We start from the raw sequence: 21,374 nt of genomic DNA, 5'->3' as shown, positions 1-21,374 counted from the left end.
TAATTATGTTTAACCATACAACAGTTTTATTGCATGAAGCCGTCGAAGGCTTAAATGTAAAAGAAGACGGTATCTATGTGGATTGTACCCTTGGCGGTGCAGGACATAGTGAAGAAATTGTTAAGCTTCTTTCTCCGAAAGGTCAGCTGATCTGTTTTGACCAAGATATGACAGCTATTGAAGCAGCAAAGAAAAAATTAGAAAAATATGCAGCGCAAGTGCAATTTGTTCATGCAAACTTTAAAGAACTTAAAAAAGAACTAGAAAATCTAGGTATTACTGAAGTGGACGGCATTTTGTATGATCTCGGCGTTTCATCACCACAGCTGGACACGCCCGAAAGAGGTTTTAGTTATCATCATGATGCACCTCTCGATATGAGAATGGACACCTCAGCCCCCTTAACGGCATATGAAGTGGTGAATGAATGGCCGTATGAAGATTTGGTGAGAATCTTTTTCCGCTATGGCGAAGAGAAGTTTTCGAAGCAAATTGCCCGAAAAATTGAGGAAGCACGAAAAAATGAACCAATCCGCACAACAGGGGAATTGGCGGAGCTTATCAAAACAGGTATTCCAGCCGCAGCCAGAAGGACAGGCGGACATCCGGCTAAACGAGTCTTCCAAGCGATACGTATTGCAGTGAATGATGAGTTGGGAGCGGCAGAACAGTCGCTGACAGACGCATTAACCGTACTGAGGGAAAAAGGCCGGATAAGTGTCATTACATTTCATTCGTTAGAAGACCGTTTATGTAAAAATATCTTTAAGGAAGCAGCGTCTATGCCAGACCTGCCGCCTAATTTACCTGTAATACCAGAGGGAATGGACCCGGATTTTAAGCTGATTACTAGAAAGCCCATCGTTCCTACAGATGAAGAAATCGAACGTAATAAAAGGGCTAGATCAGCAAAATTACGGATTGCAGAGAAAAAGTAGAAAAGGGGAAATCGAGAAATGGGACTAGAACAACGGAAACTATACACTCCACATACGCCGGAAGTCGAACAGCATACACCGAAAGAACAACAGCATGTTGTCCGCCGTGTCAAAAGACGTTTTTCTAAAGGCGAAAATATATTGTTCGCTTTATCTGCAGCATTTACGATCTTTCTTTCTTCGATGCTCCTACAAACGCATTCCGATTTAAATGCTGTGAATAAAGAAGTACAATTGCTGAATTCAGAAATTGATGAAACTACAAAACAGAATACCGAATTGTCCATCCAAGTGAGCGATAAGTCTACGTATGAGCGCATTTGGAAAAAAGCACAAGAAAATGGCTTGAACCTCAACAAGAACAATGTAAAGGTCGTGCCGGGACGATGAAGAAGTTTCGTTTTCAATGGGGAGCCTTTCTAATGTTTGTAGTATTCGGAGGGCTCTTTTTCATATTATTCGGCAGAATTCTTTTTATTCAGCTGACTGGCCAAGTAGACGGCAAAGAACTAGCCAAAATCGCGGCGAACCAATATGAAAAGCATAGTGTTTTGCAGGCGAATAGGGGGTCTATCGTAGACCGAAATGATGACCCGATTGCATCCGATACACTCAGCTACCATGTAGTGGCAGTATTAAGTGAAGCTGCGAGTAAAAATAGTAAAAGAAATTATCATGTGGTTGATTATGAAGAAACCGCAAAAGTGTTAGCGAAGTATATACCCCTTGAAGAGCAGGAAATCTTGGCGAAAATGAAAAATGCTAAAGAGGGTACTTGGCAAATTGAATTTGGTCGAGCCGGTAAGGATTTAAAACGTGAAACAGTTCTCAAGATGGATGAGGAGCTTGAACGCAAAGGCTTGACGGGAATTTTGTTTGTGGAAGGCAAGAAACGATTTTATCCGAATGGCCGTTTTGCTTCTTATCTAGTAGGCTTTGCTCAAAAAGAAGAAACCGAAGATAAGAAAGCTATAACCGTCGGCAAGATGGGGTTGGAAAAGACGTATGATAAGCAATTGGCCGGAAAAGATGGAAAGGTAAATTACCAGTCTGATAGCTGGGGATATATCTTGCCATCGACCGATAAAAAAGTGGTGCCACCTAAAGACGGCCATACAATCAAGCTAACAATCGATAAAACAATTGAAAACTTTGTAGAAGAAGCGATGGACCAAGTTGAAAAAGAATATGCACCCCAGAAAATGTTGGTGGTCGTATCCGATCCGAAAACAGGTGAAATTCTAGCGATGAGCCAACGACCGACATTTAACCCGATGACGAGGGAAGGATTGACGGAAAACTGGCTGAACGATGCAGTAGAACAGACAATCGAACCTGGTTCTCCGATGAAGATGTTCACATTGGCTGCTGCGGTCGAAGAGAATAAATGGGATCCAAATGCATACTTCAAATCGGGATCCTACAAAATTTATGACCGAATCATTCGTGACGTCAACGGCACAGGTTGGGGGACGATCACTTTCCTCGAAGGACTTCAGCGATCTTCCAACGTAGGAATGGCCTATTTGCTTGAGAGAATAGGCGATCGAAAATTCATTGAATACATTCATGACTTCGGCTTTGGAAAACGTGTCGGAATTGATTTGCCGAACGAAGCAAAAGGTGTTGTGCTCGATAATTATCCGGCAGAACGCTTAACCACATCATACGGTCAAGGTTCTACTGTTACGCCGTTGCAAATGATTCAGGCAGCTTCTGCTATTGCTAATAACGGCGTCATGATGAAACCATATGTCATTGATAAAATTATCGACCCGAATACGAACAAAGTTTTAGAGGATCATAAACCGGAACAAAGCGGCTCTCCAATATCTGCTGAAACAGCGAAAAAAGTGCGGGAAATATTGGCTACTACAGTAACTTCAGATAAAGGGACCGCACAAAAATACAATCTGCCCAATTATGCAGTAGGCGGGAAAACAGGGACAGCTGAAATTCCTAGAAAGAAAGGTCCGGGATATATGTCCGGCTTTGGCAACTATCTGTATTCATTCCTTGGAATGGCACCAATAGATGATCCGCAACTATTGATTTATGTGACAGTACAACAGCCAAAATTAAAGGCTGGAGAATTTGGTTCCGATCCTGTATCGAAAGTGTTCAACCCGATTATGGAAAATAGTTTAAAGTATTTAAACATCGCTCCGGAAAATGAAGCGGAAATACCAGTCAAGAAAGTCGGTAATTATGTGGGGAAAGATGCCAAGACAGTTGCAGGACTTGCGCAGCAGGAGGGCTTTAAGCCGATCACTATAGGTGAAGGCGGAAAAGTGACAGAACAAATCCCAGCGGCGGGAACGAAATTTACGGAGAACTCAGTTGTTCTCTTGAAAACTTCTGGAAAAACAACTCTCCCAGATTTCCAAGGCTGGTCTAAAAAAACAGTGCTGTCGTTCAAACATCTTTCCAATCTGGATATACGGATAAACGGTGAAGGGTATGTAGTTGGTCAAAGTGTAACCAAGGGGACGAAAGTAAGCGCCGATGACCCAATTGTCATTGAGTTGCGTACACCTGAAGAACAATATAACGATAAGAAGTCTAAAGAGCAAGAAGAAGAGGAAGTAATCATGGGCGGCTAATGAATAGGGCGCATTCCAGTGACATACCTTAGTAGAAAAACAAAAGGTAGTGAGTCATTGCGGTCTTTCATTGATATGCAGTCGAAGAAACGTTTACGAGCAGCCTTTATCATTTTCTTTATCAGTATGCTGCTAGTTGTGGGCAAATTATTTCACGTGCAAATCATTAAGCACGAATGGTTAAAAGAACGAGCAAAAGAAAACTGGGATCGGGAAATTCCTTTTGGCGCCATGCGAGGTGACATTATGGATCGCAATGGCGACCTGTTGGTGGGTAATAAATTAGCGCCTACCCTATATTTTATGCCCTCTCAAAATCCAGATATCTCCAGTTCGATACCTGATATCGCCAAAATTCTTGATTTACCTCCAGAAGTATTGGAAGAGAAAATGAAGAAAAAGGAATACATGGTAAAACTGGCGCCAGAGGCAAAGAACATATCGAAACAACAAGCAGATGAAATAACGAAACTTCAAGTACAAGGCTTGTATGTAGGTGTGGATTTTGTTCGTCATTACCCATATGACGACTTGCTGGCTAGGTTAATTGGATTTACTGGGTATGACAGTAAAGGATTGGCAGGAATTGAGTATGCGTATGATGAGATTCTGAGCGGTGTTGGTGATAAAATTAGACTGTTTACAGATGCGAAAGGAATTCCGTTGCCACATGTCGAAGATGGTTTTGAACATGGGAAAGAAGGATCATCTCTAGAACTGACCATTGATTTGAAAATGCAACAAATCGTGGAGCGTGAACTGATCCAAGCGATGGAGAAGTATGAAGCTACGCAAGCGTTGGCGATTATCATGAATCCTAAGACAGGGGAATTGCTATCTCTCGCATCCGTCCCTGGCTACGACCCCAAAAATTATCAATCGACGGATTCGACAATCTATAATCGCAATTTACCGGTTTGGATGACATATGAACCTGGCTCTACCTTTAAAATCGTCACTTTAGCCGCCAGTCTTGAAGAAAAAGTCATTGATTTGGAAAATGAAAGTTTTTATGATCCAGGCTACACGATGGTCGCGAATGCTCGCTTACGTTGCTGGAAGCGAGAAGGACATAAAGACCAAACGTTTCTTGAAGTCGTGGAAAACTCGTGTAACCCAGGTTTCATCACGATGGGGCAGCGCTTAGGAAGTGAAAAGCTGGATCGATATATCCGGTCATTCGGATTTGGTGAAACGACGGATTCTGGAATCGCAGGTGAGGCGAAAGGGATATTGTTCTCCAAAGAAAAATTTGGTCCTGTTGAACAAGCAACAACATCTTTCGGACAAGGAATTTCCGTTACACCGATACAGCAGGTTCAAGCAGTAGCCGCTGCTATTAACGGAGGAAATCTTTTCAAACCATATATCGTGAAAGAAATAAAAGATTCCGAAGGGAAGACATTGAAAAAGTTCGAACCAGAACTGAAAAGAAAAGTAATCAGTGAAGAGACTTCTGCGCAGGTCCGACATGCACTCGAATCTGTCGTTGCTAATGGTTCCGGACGCAATGCATTTGCGGATGGTTTACGAATTGGCGGCAAAACCGGAACGGCTCAAAAAGTAGTTGATGGTCGATATAAAGATGGTGATTATATTGTTTCATTCATTGGTTTCGCGCCGGCGGATGACCCTGAACTACTCGTATACGTAGCAGTGGATAGCCCGAAAAACTCGGTTCAATTCGGTGGTGTTATTGCCGCACCTATTGTCGGGCGGATCATAGAAGAAGTGGCACCGATTGCGAAGATCGAAAGAAGGAAAGACCAGCTCGAAAAAGAGTACAGATGGGGGGATGCTGTTACGTTTCGCGCGCCTGATCTACTGGGCATGAGTGAAAAAGAATTGCTTGCCCAACAGTACACGTTCAAAATGGAATGGCACGGCAAAGGCAAAAAAGTCATTCGTCAATTGCCGGCTCCGAATACATTAATGACCGTGGAGGATACGATTCATCTGTACACAGAATAACAAAAACAGCAGAACCAATATGTATCTGCTGTAAATTAGAAGGAGAACCTATCATGACACTCGGTACGACAGTCACGACAATTGCTGTAGCATTCTTTGTTTCAGCAATTGTCGGGGTGATCATCATCCCATTACTCAGAAGGCTGAAATTTGGCCAAAGCATTAGGGAGGAAGGTCCACAGGCGCATATGAAAAAAGCCGGTACCCCTACAATGGGGGGACTTATCTTCCTAATTTCCATTACAATTTCAACACTTGCTCTATCTTACATAAATGATTCGCTGACAACTCATACAATTGTATTGCTAATTGTGCTGCTCGGTTTTGGGTTCATTGGCTTTTTGGATGACTTCATTATCATCATAGCGAAAAGAAACTTAGGATTGACATCGCTGCAGAAGTTAATAGGACAGATCGTAATTGCGATCGTCGCTTTTTTCTTGTTGAAGTTAGGGCCATTCGAAACAACAGTCACCATACCGTTCACTACGATCGGGTTGGATCTAGGCGTATTTTATGTGGCGTTTCTTATTTTTTGGCTAGTCGGCTTTTCCAATGCCGTCAATTTGACAGATGGACTGGATGGTCTCGTTGGCGGAACATCGACGATTGCATTTGCAACGTTTGGTGTGTTTGCTTTAGTTTACGAGCAAAATGACATTGCATTGTTTGCGTTTGTTGTGGCGGGTGCGATGCTAGGATTTTTATTGTTTAATATTAAGCCGGCTAAAGTGTTCATGGGAGACACAGGTTCATTGGCGCTTGGCGGGGTACTTGCCATGATGTCCGTGCTGATCAAACAAGAATTACTATTGCTCGTGATCGGTATAGTTTTCGTTGTTGAAACCTTGTCTGTCATCATTCAAGTTATCAGTTTTAAGTTGACAGGAAAGCGTGTTTTCAAAATGAGTCCGATTCATCACCATTTTGAATTATCAGGATGGTCTGAATGGAAAGTCGTCGTTGTATTTTGGGGAGTGGCATTATTGGCTGCTCTCGTACCGGTCTTTTTGGAGGTCATGTAGATGAAAAATATAGAGCAATTCATAGGGAAAAGAGTGTTGGTTGTTGGTTTGGCTAAAAGCGGTCTCGCAACTGCAGGTTTACTGCGACGTCTTGGAGCGGAGGTAGTGGTTAATGACGCCAAGCCGCTTGAGGGGAATGAGGAAGCCGCTGAACTTCAAGCGCAAGGTGTTGAAGTAATTGGCGGCGGTCATCCAAGTGATTTATTGAAACGGGATTTTGACTTTATCGTGAAAAGTCCAGGGATTCCGTATAGTAATCCATTGATTGCGAAAGCAGTTGCTGCAAATAGTACAATTTGGACCGAAATCGAATTGGCTGGAATAATTAGTGAGGCACCAATCATTGCGATTACCGGTTCAAACGGTAAAACGACAACGACGACTCTGCTTTACCACATGCTGAATATAGGCAAGAAAAAACCGCTTATCGCCGGTAACATCGGAACGGTTGCTTGTACGGTAGCGGAAGAAGCAAAGTCGGATGAAGTTATGGTATTAGAAGCTTCCTCATTTCAATTAGCAGGCACTGAGAATTTTAAGCCTCGAATCGCCATTTTTACTAATTTGTACGAAGCTCATTTAGATTATCACGGTTCGATCGACGAATATTTGGAAGCCAAGTTACAGGTTGCTCGAAATCAAACAATGGATGATTTCCTGATTTACAATGATGATCAAGAGGTTGTGAGCCGATCCGTTGAATCTTTGTCTTCTCAAAAAGTTCCATTTTCTGTGGAAGGGAAAAAAACTACTGGTATTTCGGCCGATGAAGAATGGATTTATTGGTTGGGAGAGCCATTTATTGAAACAAGAATTATCAAATTGCCAGGACGTCATAATCTGGAAAATATCTTGGCGGCAACTGCGGCTGCAATTCTCTCAGGATGTGAAAAGTCGGCTATTGAAAATGTCTTGAGTTCGTTTACGGGTGTCCGTCACAGGATGCAATATGTCAGGGAGCTGAAAGGCCGCACCATTTATAATGATTCAAAAGCAACGAACACTTTGGCCACGAAAAGCGCCTTATCCTCATTCCGCACACCGATTGTCTTAATAGCGGGGGGCTTGGAGCGAGGACATTCCTTTGAGGAATTGCGTCCCTATATGGGCAATGTGCGTGTTGTAGTTGCGATAGGGGAGACTGCTCAGCGTTTTACCGAATTCGCAACGTCGTGCGGTGTCCCACAAACGTTCATCGCTTCTACTATGCCAGATGCTGTGCAAATTGCTTATGAATCAAGTGCAGAAGATGATGTCATTTTATTATCGCCAAGTTGTGCCAGTTGGGATCAATATCCAAACTTTGAAATCCGAGGAGATCAATTTATTCAAGCGGTAATGAAATTGTAAATGAGTTGTAATAGTAGGAGCGTATAATTGAAAAGCGACTGATTAATTTGCGGAAGGATGCGAACGCTGGAAAGAACATATCGTGCAGTCTTTTTGACATCTGCTTTGTTGCTGTCGGTGATTGGGCTCGTGTTTGTCCAATCGGCGGGTTCTTATTGGGGAGAAGTGCATTATCAGGATTCCTCTCCATTCATCGTCAAGCAAGCGATTTATATGGCTGTTTCTTTAAGTATCGCCTATGCATTATATAGAAGCCCATTGACTTCACATCCAAAATTTTGGACATATTTTTATGTGGGTTCGATCTTGATGTTAGTAGCAGTTTTAATTCCTGGCATTGGAGTTGTGCGAAACGGCTCTCAAAGTTGGATAGCACTCGGACCGATCAGTTTGCAGCCCGCCGAGTTTGTGAAGGTTGCCTTGCTTGGAAAATTGGCCAGCAGTATGAAGCGGAATAAGAAGAAATCTTGGCAATGGCAAGATTTCGCACTCATTTTATTGCCGGCTACTTTAATTATGATGCAACCTGATTTAGGTTCTGCCGTCATAATGATCGTTTCTGCTTTTGTGATTCTTTTCTTAGCGGGCTACCCACTCTCTTTCTTTATTTTTCTTTTTGTTTCGGGAGTGACTGCATTTATCGGGCTGATTTTAGCGGCACCTTACCGATTAGATCGAATAAAATCGTATATCGATCCATGGAATGACCCGTTAGGAACAGGTTTTCAAGGAATTCAATCCTTGTTTGCCATAGCACCAGGCGGATTGTTCGGACATGGACTTGGAAATAGTCGTCAGAAGTTCTTATACTTACCAGAACCTCAAAATGACTTCATCTTTTCGATCATTGCGGAAGAAATCGGTTTTATCGGCGCAGCATCTATCATTTTGCTTTTTATATTATTGTTGGCATCGACATTTGGTATCGCCATTCGGCTGCGTGATTGGAATTCGTTTTTGGTCGTATCCGGTATGGTGTCCATGATTATCTTCCAAACATTTTTAAATATGGGTGTCGTTTCGGGGTTACTGCCCGTTACAGGGGTTACATTACCTTTCATTAGTTATGGCGGTTCATCGCTATTGACAACCTGGCTGGCGGTTGGAACGATATTACACTTTTCAAAAGGCAAAAGGATGGGCTGAAAGGAGAACAGCGTATGGATAAAGTAATCGATATTGAAGAACGAATCCCATCAATGCGTAAGAAGCGCAGGAGGAAGACGAATAAAAAATTTATTCTACTCGTTTCTTTATTCTTAATTGTTCTCCTTTCATTGCTGTATTTTCAATCTCCATTAAGTGATGTTAAAGATATAACCATCAATGATACGAAGTTATCTGATGGGGCTTTCTACAAAAATCAGAGCGGGTTGTTTACCGGTCAATCATTGTGGGGGTTCCATACAGAGGACATCGAAAAGAGATTATTGAAAATCACAGGTGTAAAAGAAGTCACGGTGTCCAGAAAGTTCCTCAACAACGTCAAGATTACGATTACTGAATGGGAACCGATAGCGTATATAGAAGATAAAGCACGGTATGATTTATTGCTGGTGAATGGGGATCGCATTGAAGCGAATGAGGCAGATTCGCTCTTGCATGCACCTATTCTTTCGGGGTTCACTGAGCCGGATGTGATTGAACAGACGATTCAGCAGCTTCAGAAGATGGACAACTCTGTCTTTGAGTTGATTTCAGAACTTCAATATATTGAGGAAGATAAAATCCGGGTATTCATGAACGATGGATATGAGGTGCACGCGGCGATCATGAGCTTTGCTGAAAAAATGTCCTATTATCCTGAAATTATTGCACAGTTGCCTAAAGAAGAAAAAGGTGTACTGGACATAGAAATCGGTGTGTTCTTTAAAACGTTTACTGACTATTATGCCGAACTGGGACAGGGGGAGGAAGATGGAGAAGAAACCGAAACAATCGAGTAAAAAAAGAGGAAAGCAGTTGCTATACTCTGTCGTCTTCCTTGTGCTCGGCTTCATTCTTGCTTTCTCCTATCGAACGATCGGCAGCAATCATAAAGAGTTGGATGAAGTACAATCCGAACTTTTTTTGCAGGAAGAGCAATATAGAGAAGAGTTAATTGGGCAGCAAGAACGAAATAAAGAATTAACCGACGAATTATTAAGTAAGCAAAAAAAAGTGCATGAATTCGAACAAGATTTTTCCAGCAAGCAGAAAGATCATGCAGTGCTGGTGGATAAAGCGCAAGATTTACGTTTACTATTAGGTGTGATTCCTGCCAAAGGTACAGGCATCAAGGTAACAATGGAAGATTCGGATTATGATCCATCTATACAAAATCCGAACGACTATATTGTCCATGAAAGCCACGTATTACGTGTGGTCAACGAGCTGAAGATAGCGGGTGCTCAAGGCGTGGCAATTAACGGGCAGCGAGTCAATTCCAATTCGTACATAAAATGTACAGGCCCTGTTATTATGATTGATGGCCGGACATTTCCAGCCCCCTTTACAATCGAAGCAATTGGCGACCCGAAAGTGCTGTCTCCTGCTTTGCATTTGAAAGGAGGGGTAATAGACGGACTGCTGAGAGATAATATCGTTGTCACAACAGAGGAAATAAAAGAAATTCAACTACCAGCAATCCGTGATAAAGCCTAATCTTTATGCAGTAGAAGACTCTCACTTCTCTTAGGTTGTGGAATGAATGCGGTTTTATTTCCTGTTCAGAGGGTGTTCAAACGCCAGCTGAACAAAGATCAAGAGGTAGAGGGGGGTTAGAGTGAGTGGGAAAGTAAACTGGAAGTTCACATTAATTTTATGCATTGTCGGCTTCATGCTAGCTTTGCAATACAATTCCATGAACACACCATCTACCCGAGATACAAGAGATATGTGGGCCATCCGTAATGAATTGGCCAAAGAAAAGAAAATTCATTCCGAGTTATTAGGTGAGATACGGGAAGTGGATCAAACGCTTGCTTCCTATACAGAATTAACGAATGAAAAAACAGCTGAAGCTTTGCAGAATACATTGGATAAATTGTACAAACAAGCGGGTTTTATGCCGACCACGGGTCCAGGCTTTGTAATAGAAGTAGCACCATCTCCTGAAAGTATCGCGTTCGGTTATGAAGTGGAGCCTTTATCATCTGAGCTTCTAACCCGGTTTATCAATGTGGTGAATCAATATAAAGGTAATGAATTGGAAATTGATGAGAAACGTTTCACAACACTTAGTTGGATCCGAGATATTAATGGAAAGTTAACCGTTAATGGGGAAAATGTTTCTACACCGCCATTCAAAATCAAAGTCGTATCGCCGACAATTGAGGATAGTAAGAAACTCTACAATCATTTGCTTTCTTCTGCGATACAAGACGAATTTTATTTGGATAACCTTATCCTCACCATCAGTAAGCCGGTAGATCATATAACGTTACAAAGCTGGACGGGTGGTTTCGAAAATCAATTTTTAAAAGAACAAACGAAGGAGGAATGACAATATGTGGCTACCACTGCTTGGGCTGCTCCTTGGCGTTTCACTTGGTTTGCTCTCGGATATTCAAATCCCGCAAGTCTATAATAATTATTTATCCATCGCGATTTTGGCCGCATTTGATACACTGTTTGGCGGAATTCGCGCTCATCTTCAGCAAGTATATGACGACAGAGTATTCGTTTCGGGGTTCTTCTTTAATATTCTCCTTGCAGCAGCTTTGGCATTTATTGGCGTGCATTTAGGCTTAGACCTTTATCTTGCAGCAGTCTTTGCCTTTGGTGTTAGGTTGTTCCAAAACATAGCTGTAATCCGTAGAATTTTGCTGGCAAAGTGGACATCGAGGAAACAAAATTCCAGTACGAATGTCTGACGTAAAACATTTACAGAAGAGGGTGCTGAAAATATTTAGACAAAGTAGTCAAAATACAATAGAATGTAAGTTAATAGTTGCCTTTAGGAGGTGTCAATAATTGAGTCAATCATATAATTATGTATCACTTGATATAGGATCATCCACTATTAAAGTGTTGATCGGAGAAATGGATCATAACTCCCTGCATGTAATCGGTGTGGGAAATGTTCAATCAGCAGGCATTCGAAAAGGTACAATTATTGATATCGATGCAACGGTTCAATCAATTCGAAAAGCAATTGAACAGGCGGAGCGCATGACGGGCTTGAAAATAGAAGACGTTGTTCTCGGAATCCCGGCAAATGGCGTGCAACTTCAAGATGTCAAGGGAGTAGTGGCAGTCAATTCAGAGAACCGTGAAATCACTGATGATGATTTAGAACGCGTCATGAAATCTTCTCAAGTGATGAATGTGCCGCCTGAAAGAGAGATCGTCAATCTTGTCCCTAAACAATTTATTGTAGACGATTATGATGAAATTACTGATCCTCGTGGTATGATGGGGGTTAGATTGGAAATGGACGCAACGTTAATTACGACGTCCAAAACTCTAGTACATAACATTTTACGATGTGTGGAACGGGCGGGATTGCAAATACGTGAGATTTATTTGCAACCTTTAGCAGCAGGTACCTTCGCATTGTCGGAAGACGAAATGAATCATGGAACAGCCTTTATCGATATTGGCGGCGGTTCCACTACGATATCCGTATTTGCAGAAAATCGTTTGGTCAAAACGTCTGTGTTGCCGATCGGCGGAGATCATATTACGAAAGATTTGTCGATTGTTTTAAAGACACCGACTGAACAAGCCAGAATGATTAAGCATCAACACGGACATGCCTTTTATGATGATGCTTCAGATGATGAATTATTTGAAGTGCCGGTAATTGGGGCAGACTCCAAGGATCAGTACAGCCAGCGTTATATTTCTGAAATCATCGGTTCACGTTTAGAAGAATTATTTGATTTGATATTAGAAGATTTATATGAAGCTGGAATACATGACTTGCCTGGCGGAATCGTCATTACCGGCGGCACGGCTAAATTGGATGGTGTTTTACAATTAGCGCGTGAAATTTTCAAGACAAGAGTTCGTCTGTATACGCCAGAATATATAGGTGTAAGAGAACCGATGTATTCCACTGCAGTTGGCTTAATCCGCTATGCATACATGGAAGATGTTTTCTTTGGTCATGAAGAAGGACAGGCTAGTCTGTCTCAAGCGGATGAAGCGGTTTATGAGCCAGCTGAACAAAACACCAAATTGGTCAGACCGAAAAAAGAAAAAGGCGAAGGCTTCATGAAAAAAGCCAAGAAGATGTTTGATAATTTCTTTGAATAAGAAATAGTGTAGACGGGAATTGCAGATAAAGAAGAGGAGGAGTACCAATGCTTGAATTTGAGACGAATGTAGATGCATTAGCAGTAATAAAAGTTATTGGAGTAGGTGGCGGCGGGAACAACGCAGTGAATCGAATGATTGAACACGGGGTGCAAGGCGTTGAATTTATTGCAGTTAACACAGACGCCCAAGCATTGAAACTTTCTTCGGCTGAAGTGAAGTTGCAAATTGGGGAGAAATTGACTAGGGGTCTAGGTGCTGGTGCGAATCCTGAAGTAGGGAAAAAGGCAGCAGAAGAAAGCAAAGAACAAATTGAAGAAGCATTACGCGGAGCAGATATGGTATTTGTTACAGCGGGAATGGGTGGAGGTACGGGTACGGGTGCAGCACCTGTCATCGCTCAAATTGCTAAAGATCTAGGTGCATTGACGGTCGGTGTCGTGACACGTCCATTCACGTTTGAAGGAAGAAAGAGATCGACACAAGCCATCGGTGGAATTACCGGCATGAAGGAAGCTGTCGATACATTAATCGTTATTCCAAATGATAAATTGCTTGAAATCGTCGATAAAAATACACCAATGCTTGAAGCGTTCAGAGAAGCCGACAATGTATTGCGTCAAGGGGTTCAAGGTATTTCCGATCTTATCGCGGTTCCTGGACTTATTAACTTGGACTTTGCAGATGTCAAAACGATCATGTCAAATAAAGGTTCTGCCTTGATGGGGATCGGCATGTCCACTGGAGAAAACAGAGCAGCGGAAGCAGCCAAAAAAGCGATTTCCAGTCCATTGCTTGAAACGTCCATCGATGGTGCAAAAGGCGTCCTGATGAATATTACAGGCGGCTCTAACCTAAGTTTATTTGAAGTACAAGAAGCGGCAGACATCGTAGCGACAGCATCCGATGAAGATGTTAACATGATCTTCGGTTCCGTCATCAACGATAACCTAAAGGACGAAATCATCGTCACAGTCATCGCAACCGGTTTTAACGAAGAACACCTGACAGCACCACGTCCAGGCAGAGGCCCAGGAGTTGGCAGCGGCATTCGTCAACGCGAAAGCAAGCCGGTTCAACAACAGGCACCTACACCAACTAGACGTGAAGAGCCTCGTTACGAGCAACCTGAGCCAAGACAGCCACAAACGAACCAACACGAAGAACAACTGGACATCCCAACGTTCTTACGCAACCGTCAACGACGTAAATAATTTATAAACCAAAGCTTTCCACATGAGACTAAGCTCTCTAGTGGGAAGCTTTTTTATTTTGCATGCTCCTGTATCCGATGTATTCAATTTTAGAAGCTTGTTTTGTCCCGTGGCTCGACTGATAGTGGGTTCTGGCAAGAGGTGGGGGTGTACATTGACACCGCTTCGCCGCTGGGGGATTGCCTCCCGCCAAGAGCCAACTAGCAAAGGGCGCTAGTTGGCTCTTGGCAACGGCCGACCCCGCAGTTGCGGCTACGCTAGTGTGGTTAAAATAATGTGTGTGGTGTTTAATCTAATATCCTCTTTGTTGTTAGTGCTAGCTTGTGCAGAGAATGAACTTCTTTTTTTCTACATGCTAAACGCGGGAGCCATCCGCAAGCGCCGAAGTGGGTTCAGTGAAGTTACTCTTTTTGTTGTTACGTTGCTCGATTTTTTAGAATATCCGAAATAAATACAGGTTTGTACATTATCACCGCTTCGCCGCTGGGGGATTGCCTTCTGCCATGAGCCAACTAGCAAAGAGCGCTAGTTGTCTCACGGCAACGGCCTACCCCGCAGTTGCGGCTACGCTAGAGTGCGTAAAGTGCTTGAGTATAGTATTTAAAAAAGTACTATTACGTTGTCTCGTAGCTCGACTTACAGTGGATTCAGGCAAGGATATAGGGTTGTACATTGTCATCGCTTCGCCGCTGGGGGATTGCCTTCTGCCAAGAGCCAACTAGCAAAGAGCGCTAGTCGTCTCACGGCAACGGCCGACCCCGCAGTTGCGGCTTCGCTAGTGTGGTTAAAATAATGTGTGGGGTGTTTAATCTAATAACCACTTTGTTGTTAGTGCTAGCTTGTGCAGAAAATGAGCTTCCTTTTCTTCCATTTGCTAAACGAAGGCGCCTTACAAGCGGTAGGCGTAGCGACGAGACAGACAGGCGGTCTTCCTGACTGGCTCATCGCGGGAGCCATCCGCCAGCGCTGAAGTGTGTTCGATGAAATTACTCTGTTCCTGGTCCTGTCTTGCATTTAACCCCACAAGCAAACTCTTTCAAACTTTGTCGAAGGCTTTGCCGGAAAGCGTCCGCGTCCTGACATTTTTTTTAGGAGGTCCATGATAATCTATTCCTAAGGAGGCCGGCATATGTATGGGGAACTAATGATAGGAATCAACATGCTCTTTAACTACGCCATCCTGTCATTCACGAATAAAGTAGGAAACCATCAGACGAGCAGAAGGAGGCTATGGAGTGCCTCGTTTATCGGAGCCTTCTTTATTACGTTGTTTCCATACTCCGTGCTAGCGATCATTGTAACTTTTTTGGGCATGACATATATCGCCTTTGGACAAACGCTCAGCAGTTGGAAAAGCTCCGTCCTCGCGGTCCTAATCGCTGCGTTTTTTGCAGGTGGACTTCTGACACTCGTCTATGCAAACGTCCCAACCATGCAGAACAACAGCTTATTGTTAATTGCAATCGGACTAACTTATCTCTCACTTTATATTGTGAAAATCAAATGGCTAGATACACGTAAGAACACAAGTTTAATTCGTTATACACTGGATTCCGTTGTGCAACTATGGGGACAATCTATTCCGTTAAAAGTGTTTATTGACACCGGCAATCATTGTATTGAGCCGATTTCGGGAGCTCCTGTACATTTTATTGGATATCAGGCAGTAAAAGAACAGCTACCTGCCGATTTTTCAAATGCTTTGGAAAAATGGAAACCAGACAATTCGCCTGATCTATCTGGATTTCCTTCTGTGTATCAAAAAGATCTACGACTTATCCGCCTGCAAACTGTACAGGGTGCATCTTGGACTGTTGGCATTAAATTCAAAAGCTGGTTGGTGGATGAACAGCCATTACCTTCAGGATATATTGTTCTGACGAAAGAGCAACGTCAATATCCACAAGGCGCATCGGCAATTTTGCAAGTCAGCGCAATGGAAGTAATGAAAGAAGAAAGGAGAACGGATACATGTTAATTGAAGTGAAAAAATGGGTTTCCTTTATCGCAGGCTTTTTTAGAAAAAAGAATGGGACATTTTATATCGGAGGACATGAATCCCTCCCTAAGCCACTGGACAAAGAACAGGAAGCCAAAACAATACAAGCATTAATGAATGGCGATCCGGCCGCACGTGATACTTTAATTGAGAAAAATTTAAGGTTAGTCGTGTATATTGCGAGACGTTTTGATAATACCAATACAAATATTGAAGATTTGATCAGCATTGGAACAATTGGCCTTATAAAAGCAATCGAAACTTTTAAAGCTGATAAAAATATTAAGCTCGCTACGTACGCATCGCGCTGTATTGAAAATGAAATTTTGATGCATTTACGCAAGACAAGCCGAATGCGCTCAGAGATATCATTCGATGAACCATTGAATTCAGACGCAGATGGGAATGAATTGCTGCTATCAGATATTCTGGGCACAGATGAAGATATTATTACGGATGATGTTGAAAAGAAATTGGAACGGCAATATATGATTGATGCGATTCAATGCCTTGATGAGAGAGAGCGATATATTATGGAACAGCGCTTTGGACTGATGGGCACAATGGAAATGACACAGAAGGAAGTGGCTGATTTATTAGGGATCTCACAGTCCTATATTTCAAGATTGGAGAAGAAAATCATTTCCGAGCTTCGTGATCGGCTCAACCAGCCCATTTCTTAATTGGACGTATCGGTAGAAATTGGCGATTCTCTAAACCGCATATTCTAAAGTGTTGAGGACAAACTACTTTGTACACTCACCTATAGAATGCGGAGGAAAAGCCAATGGTACGTACAAGAGTAGAAATTTGTGGAATCAATACGTCCGAGCTGCCATTATTAACAAGCGATGTGATGAAAGAAACATTCATTCGTTTGCAAAGCGGCGACGAATTTGCCAGAGATGAATTGGTGTTTGCGAATTTGCGGCTCGTACTTAGTCTTGTTCAGCGTTTTAACTATCGTGGTGAACAGGCTGACGATTTATTCCAAGTAGGCTGTATTGGTTTGTTGAAAGCCATTGACAATTTTGATTTAAAGCACAATGTTCGATTTTCCACTTATGCCGTGCCGATGATCATCGGGGAAATCAAGCGGCACCTAAGGGATCATCATGCTGTTCGTGTATCCAGGTCCTTGCGTGACATCGCCTATAAAGCCATAAAAGCAAAAGAAGAGTATATTAATGAACACCAACATGAACCACGTATCTCAGATTTAGAAAAAATTACGGGCATCCCGGAAGAAGATATTCTTTTCGCACTTGATGCTATTCAAGACCCGATGTCTTTACACGAACCGATGAACAGCGATGGCGGAGATCCAATCTACATGATGGACCAGCTGCAAGATCAACGTGTCTCAGAAGAACGCTGGATGACCTATGTCTCCATAAAAGAAAGTGTAGAAGAGCTAAATGAACGCCAACAACTTATTGTTTCAAAGAGATTCTATTTAGGCCAGACGCAAACCGAAATAGCCAAAGAACTTGGAATATCACAGGCGCAAATCTCGCGTATTGAAAAACATGCAATGGATAAAATCCGTCTGGGGATTGAACAAAAAAACAGCTAAAAGGTTTATTGAACATCTTAAAAGCATTTTTGAAGTTGGGAATACAACGAAGCATAAGAAATATATCAGCTGTCACAATGCCAACGGGTATTGTGACAGCTTTTTACGTTCTCGATAAAACACACTAAGCATAGTATGAAATAAGGAGGCGGAGTTATGCGTTTTTCTAGTTTACAAAAGAAAGAAGTCATCGAACTGAAAAAAGGATCCTTTCTTGGATTCGTACAAGACGCCACCATCGACATTGAAAGTGGAAAAATCGCCAAACTGCACATCGGCGAATTACAGCGTTCATTTTTCTCAGACGCCAAATCAAAAGGCGTACAGAAGGTTGGCTATGAAGACGTCATGACGATCGGCAAAGATATTATCCTTGTCCAGAAGAAACACCCAAATTGATGACTAATCGTTGATATCCAACGCCTCGCTTGATACAATGAAGTAAAGAAGAAGAAAAGTAGTGATATTGTGAAACTAGTAGAACAAAGGTTAGCAACTATACAGCAGCAAATTAACGAAGCATGTGAGAAAGCAAAGCGAAATCCAGAGGATATCACCTTAATCGCGGTTACCAAATCGGTATCGTCCAAAAGAGCGCAGGCCTTAGTGGATATCGGAGTGGAGGATTTAGGTGAAAACCGATTGGAAGGGCTGCTGGAAAAGCAAAAGAATATTCAAAACCCAGTGAACTGGCATTTTATTGGGAACTTACAAACTCGCAAAGTTAAAGAGCTGATTCATACTATTCACTGTCTGCATTCTGTAGATCGTATGAGCCTTGCGAAAGAAGTGAATAAACGGGCTGAACAGCCCATGGACTGTTTTGTACAAGTCAATGTGTCTGGCGAAGAGTCTAAATCAGGTATTGAACCAGAGGAAGTTGAAGCATTTATTGAACAATTGGCAGCCTTTGAAAACATACATGTGATCGGCTTGATGACAATGGCTCCGAATACTGATGACGAATGCGCCATACGCAATGTGTTTAGCTCTTTACGTGAATTGCGTGATAAAATTGCCGCGAAACAATTATCTTATGCTCCGTGTACAAAGTTATCGATGGGAATGTCAAATGACTTCACAATCGCGATTGAAGAAGGTGCAACACACATACGCATCGGCACAGCATTAGTCGGATCAGAAAGCGAGGAAGATGAATGAGCCTCAAGAAACGATTTGAAAAATTGTTTTGGTTGGAAGAAGAGGAAACTGTTAATGAACCTCAAAGTAAACAGCCAATGGTCAATCAACCGCCTGCCCGTAAAGAAATGAAAAAAAACAATGTGAAAAAACAAGCAATAGAACCAACTCCAACTACACCGGTTATCAGTTTGCAAAGTGTCCAAAAGTCTTCAAAAGTGATTTTAGTGGAGCCGCGTGCTTATGCGGAAGCACAGGATATCGCAGAGCATCTGAAAAACAAGCGTTCGGTAGTAGTGAATTTGCAACGAATTGAGCGAGATCAGGGTTTCCGCATTATCGATTTTCTGAGCGGTACCGTATATGCGCTTGGGGGAGATATTCAACGGGTAGGGACGGATATATTTCTCTGTGCACCTGAGAACGTGGAAGTAGCTGGCTCAATTACAGAATTTATATCAGAGTAACTGTGATTCTGCTATCTGCCAGGACTACAACTTCTGTGGAAATTAAGCTTGAACAATTTTGAATGAGGTGTACATGTCATTATGATCGTATTATTGAACAATGCGTATTTACTAATCTCAGGAGCACTCCAAGTATATTCCATCCTATTGGTGATTTATATTTTGATGTCTTGGGTACCATCGACGCGAGAAACCAAATTTGGTCAAATTTTAGGTAAGCTCACAGAACCTTATCTAGGATTTTTCCGAAAGTTCATTCCGCCACTTGGAATGATTGATATTTCTCCAATCGCAGCAATTTTTGCATTACAGTTAATCGGCCGGGGTATCGGGCAGATTTATTTAATACTTTTCAGAGCACTCGTCTGAACTAAGAGTTTTAATTTCACAACGGAAATCCTCACAGGGGTGAGGATTTTTTTGCATAAGGAGAATGTTTGCTATGGAATCATTTTTCCAGCATTTTCGAAAAGAAGAACAACCATTCATTGAAAAAGTGAATAGCTGGGTGAAAGAGGTTGAGGATACGTATGCGCCTAAATTGACGGAGTTCTTGGATCCCCGGCAACGATTTATTACGGAATCCATTGTCCGAAATTCTGATCTTGTAATCGCTTCAGAAGGAGGTTTTCCTGATGCCGAGCGCAAACGTGTCTTGATTTATCCTGATTACTACACGCCATCAGGGGATGACTTTCAAATTAGTTTGTATCAAGTTCAATATCCACAGAAATTTGTCAGCATGAAGCATTCACAACTTCTCGGTTCATTATTATCTCTCGGTATTGATCGTTCCAGATTTGGCGATATACGGATTACGGAAGAAGCCGTACAATTTGCGGTAACAGCAGAGGTTTCCGAATACATCCACGTCAATTTCACGCAAGTCGGCAAGGTGAAGGTTTCCGTACAGCCTGTTTTGAATGCAGACGATGTGATAGATGTTCAGGAAGAGTGGACAGAAGAGATGCACATTATCAGTTCTCTCCGTTTAGATACAGTGGTTGCTTCATTGGCGAAATGTTCAAGAGCCAAAGCCTCTTCTCTCATCAAAGGAGAGAAAGTCAAAGTGAACTGGGCGATAATCGATCAGCAAGCTTTTGAAGTAGAGGAACAGGATATCCTGTCTGTCAGGGGCTTCGGACGCTATAAAATAATCGGTATAGAAGGAAGAACGAGGAAAGACAAGATCCGCGTTGTGATTGGTGCATTAGTCTGATAGAGAAAACCTTGATAAAATCAGAAATATAGTGTTTAATCAAGTAGTACAGAATTATAAGAATCAAAGCGAGATGGATCAGACGGAAAGGAGAAAGCATTTCATGGCTTTAACCCCTACGGATATACATAACAAAGCATTCAGTACGAAATTTCGTGGCTTTGATGAAGATGAGGTCAACGAGTTTTTAGAGCAAATTATGAAAGACTATGAGAACGTTTTGAAGAAAAATGAAGAGCTGCAACAAGTTATCATAAATAATGAAGCAAAAATTGCCCATTTCAATACAATTGAAGAAACTTTGCAAAAGTCCATATTAACAGCTCAAGAAGCAGCTGAGGACGTGCGTAGAAATGCGATACAGGAATCAAAATTAATTATTAAAGAATCAGAAAGAAATGCAGATCGCATTGTTAATGACGCATTGGCGCGAGCAAGAAAGATTGCAATGGAAGTGGAAGACTTGAAAAAACAGTCGAAAGTCTTCAGAAGCCGTTTTAAAATGATGGTGGAAGCGCAGCTTGATTTGATTCAGATGGATGATTGGGATCAATTGCTTAAGTATGAACTAGATACATCGAGCCTGGAAAGTGCTTCTGACGAGGAATAATAAGAAGCTTGACAATTCAAA

Annotated in this window: 22 protein-coding genes; all 22 read left to right on the top strand. The window is 42.2% G+C overall.

Annotated elements, in window-relative coordinates; all coding sequences use genetic code 11:
• Positions 1 to 5: 5 nt before the first annotated feature.
• The 22 genes from rsmH (at position 6) to H7J92_RS06880 (ending at position 21,353) form a co-directional block, all read left to right on the top strand.
• Positions 6 to 938 (top strand): 16S rRNA (cytosine(1402)-N(4))-methyltransferase RsmH, encoded by a 933-nt coding sequence (gene rsmH, locus H7J92_RS06985; protein WP_221836179.1) that lies wholly within the window; start codon positions 6 to 8, stop codon positions 936 to 938.
• Between the two features lie 18 nt (positions 939 to 956).
• Complete coding sequence (gene ftsL, locus H7J92_RS06980) at positions 957 to 1,328, top strand: cell division protein FtsL (protein WP_078817816.1); 372 nt, start codon at positions 957 to 959, stop codon at positions 1,326 to 1,328.
• A 32-nt stretch (positions 1,329 to 1,360) separates the two neighbouring features.
• Positions 1,361 to 3,541, top strand: coding sequence for a penicillin-binding protein (locus H7J92_RS06975; RefSeq protein WP_246602621.1), 2,181 nt, complete (start codon positions 1,361 to 1,363; stop codon positions 3,539 to 3,541).
• 75 nt (positions 3,542 to 3,616) lie between these two features.
• The gene (locus H7J92_RS06970) at positions 3,617 to 5,512 is read left to right on the top strand and encodes a penicillin-binding transpeptidase domain-containing protein (protein ID WP_221836216.1); all 1,896 of its coding nucleotides are present in this window, start codon (positions 3,617 to 3,619) and stop codon (positions 5,510 to 5,512) included.
• 53 nt (positions 5,513 to 5,565) lie between these two features.
• Positions 5,566 to 6,537, top strand: a complete 972-nt coding sequence (gene mraY / locus H7J92_RS06965) for a phospho-N-acetylmuramoyl-pentapeptide-transferase (RefSeq protein ID WP_078817814.1) — start codon at positions 5,566 to 5,568, stop codon at positions 6,535 to 6,537.
• A complete protein-coding gene (murD, locus tag H7J92_RS06960) occupies positions 6,538 to 7,887 on the top strand; it encodes a UDP-N-acetylmuramoyl-L-alanine--D-glutamate ligase (protein WP_221836177.1) in 1,350 nt (449 codons plus the stop codon).
• 57 nt (positions 7,888 to 7,944) lie between these two features.
• Entirely contained in the window at positions 7,945 to 9,033 is a 1,089-nt protein-coding gene (gene ftsW / locus H7J92_RS06955; RefSeq protein ID WP_009765596.1) for a putative lipid II flippase FtsW, read from the top strand.
• Positions 9,034 to 9,047: 14 nt separating this feature from the next.
• Positions 9,048 to 9,833: a cell division protein FtsQ/DivIB gene (locus H7J92_RS06950; protein WP_078817812.1), complete on the top strand. Its 786-nt coding sequence runs from the start codon at positions 9,048 to 9,050 to the stop codon at positions 9,831 to 9,833.
• Positions 9,805 to 10,530: a DUF881 domain-containing protein gene (locus H7J92_RS06945; RefSeq protein WP_009765594.1), complete on the top strand. Its 726-nt coding sequence runs from the start codon at positions 9,805 to 9,807 to the stop codon at positions 10,528 to 10,530. Before H7J92_RS06950 ends, H7J92_RS06945 begins: the two co-directional genes overlap by 29 nt.
• A 121-nt stretch (positions 10,531 to 10,651) precedes the next feature.
• Positions 10,652 to 11,371 carry a DUF881 domain-containing protein gene (locus H7J92_RS17660; protein ID WP_078817811.1) on the top strand — a complete coding sequence of 240 codons (720 nt, stop codon included), beginning with the start codon at positions 10,652 to 10,654 and terminating at the stop codon, positions 11,369 to 11,371.
• 4 nt (positions 11,372 to 11,375) lie between these two features.
• Positions 11,376 to 11,741, top strand: a complete 366-nt coding sequence (locus H7J92_RS06935) for a small basic family protein (RefSeq protein WP_078817810.1) — start codon at positions 11,376 to 11,378, stop codon at positions 11,739 to 11,741.
• Positions 11,742 to 11,841: 100 nt separating this feature from the next.
• A complete protein-coding gene (ftsA, locus tag H7J92_RS06930) occupies positions 11,842 to 13,128 on the top strand; it encodes a cell division protein FtsA (RefSeq protein ID WP_078817809.1) in 1,287 nt (428 codons plus the stop codon).
• Between the two features lie 47 nt (positions 13,129 to 13,175).
• Positions 13,176 to 14,342: a cell division protein FtsZ gene (ftsZ, locus tag H7J92_RS06925; RefSeq protein WP_009765590.1), complete on the top strand. Its 1,167-nt coding sequence runs from the start codon at positions 13,176 to 13,178 to the stop codon at positions 14,340 to 14,342.
• A gap of 1,129 nt (positions 14,343 to 15,471) precedes the next feature.
• Positions 15,472 to 16,320: a sigma-E processing peptidase SpoIIGA gene (locus H7J92_RS06920; RefSeq protein WP_009765587.1), complete on the top strand. Its 849-nt coding sequence runs from the start codon at positions 15,472 to 15,474 to the stop codon at positions 16,318 to 16,320.
• Positions 16,314 to 17,024: an RNA polymerase sporulation sigma factor SigE gene (sigE, locus tag H7J92_RS06915; protein ID WP_009765586.1), complete on the top strand. Its 711-nt coding sequence runs from the start codon at positions 16,314 to 16,316 to the stop codon at positions 17,022 to 17,024. Before H7J92_RS06920 ends, sigE begins: the two co-directional genes overlap by 7 nt.
• A gap of 104 nt (positions 17,025 to 17,128) precedes the next feature.
• Positions 17,129 to 17,917, top strand: coding sequence for an RNA polymerase sporulation sigma factor SigG (gene sigG, locus H7J92_RS06910; protein WP_009765585.1), 789 nt, complete (start codon positions 17,129 to 17,131; stop codon positions 17,915 to 17,917).
• Positions 17,918 to 18,073: 156 nt separating this feature from the next.
• Entirely contained in the window at positions 18,074 to 18,316 is a 243-nt protein-coding gene (locus H7J92_RS06905; protein ID WP_009765584.1) for a PRC-barrel domain-containing protein, read from the top strand.
• Positions 18,317 to 18,385: 69 nt separating this feature from the next.
• Positions 18,386 to 19,078 carry a YggS family pyridoxal phosphate-dependent enzyme gene (locus H7J92_RS06900; protein ID WP_009765583.1) on the top strand — a complete coding sequence of 231 codons (693 nt, stop codon included), beginning with the start codon at positions 18,386 to 18,388 and terminating at the stop codon, positions 19,076 to 19,078.
• A complete protein-coding gene (locus tag H7J92_RS06895) occupies positions 19,075 to 19,524 on the top strand; it encodes a cell division protein SepF (RefSeq protein WP_221836174.1) in 450 nt (149 codons plus the stop codon). The genes H7J92_RS06900 and H7J92_RS06895 overlap by 4 nt, the downstream gene beginning before the upstream one ends.
• A gap of 81 nt (positions 19,525 to 19,605) precedes the next feature.
• Positions 19,606 to 19,893 carry a YggT family protein gene (locus H7J92_RS06890; RefSeq protein WP_009765580.1) on the top strand — a complete coding sequence of 96 codons (288 nt, stop codon included), beginning with the start codon at positions 19,606 to 19,608 and terminating at the stop codon, positions 19,891 to 19,893.
• A 73-nt stretch (positions 19,894 to 19,966) separates the two neighbouring features.
• A complete protein-coding gene (locus H7J92_RS06885; protein WP_221836172.1) occupies positions 19,967 to 20,743 on the top strand; it encodes a YlmH family RNA-binding protein in 777 nt (258 codons plus the stop codon).
• Positions 20,744 to 20,846: 103 nt separating this feature from the next.
• A complete protein-coding gene (locus tag H7J92_RS06880) occupies positions 20,847 to 21,353 on the top strand; it encodes a DivIVA domain-containing protein (protein ID WP_040758260.1) in 507 nt (168 codons plus the stop codon).
• Positions 21,354 to 21,374 lie beyond the last annotated feature (21 nt).

This window comes from Sporosarcina aquimarina, assembly GCF_019748715.1.
In the GTDB taxonomy this organism is placed as follows: domain Bacteria; phylum Bacillota; class Bacilli; order Bacillales_A; family Planococcaceae; genus Sporosarcina; species Sporosarcina newyorkensis.
Note: the sequence above shows the minus strand (reverse complement) of the source record. Positions and strands in the feature narration are given on the sequence as shown.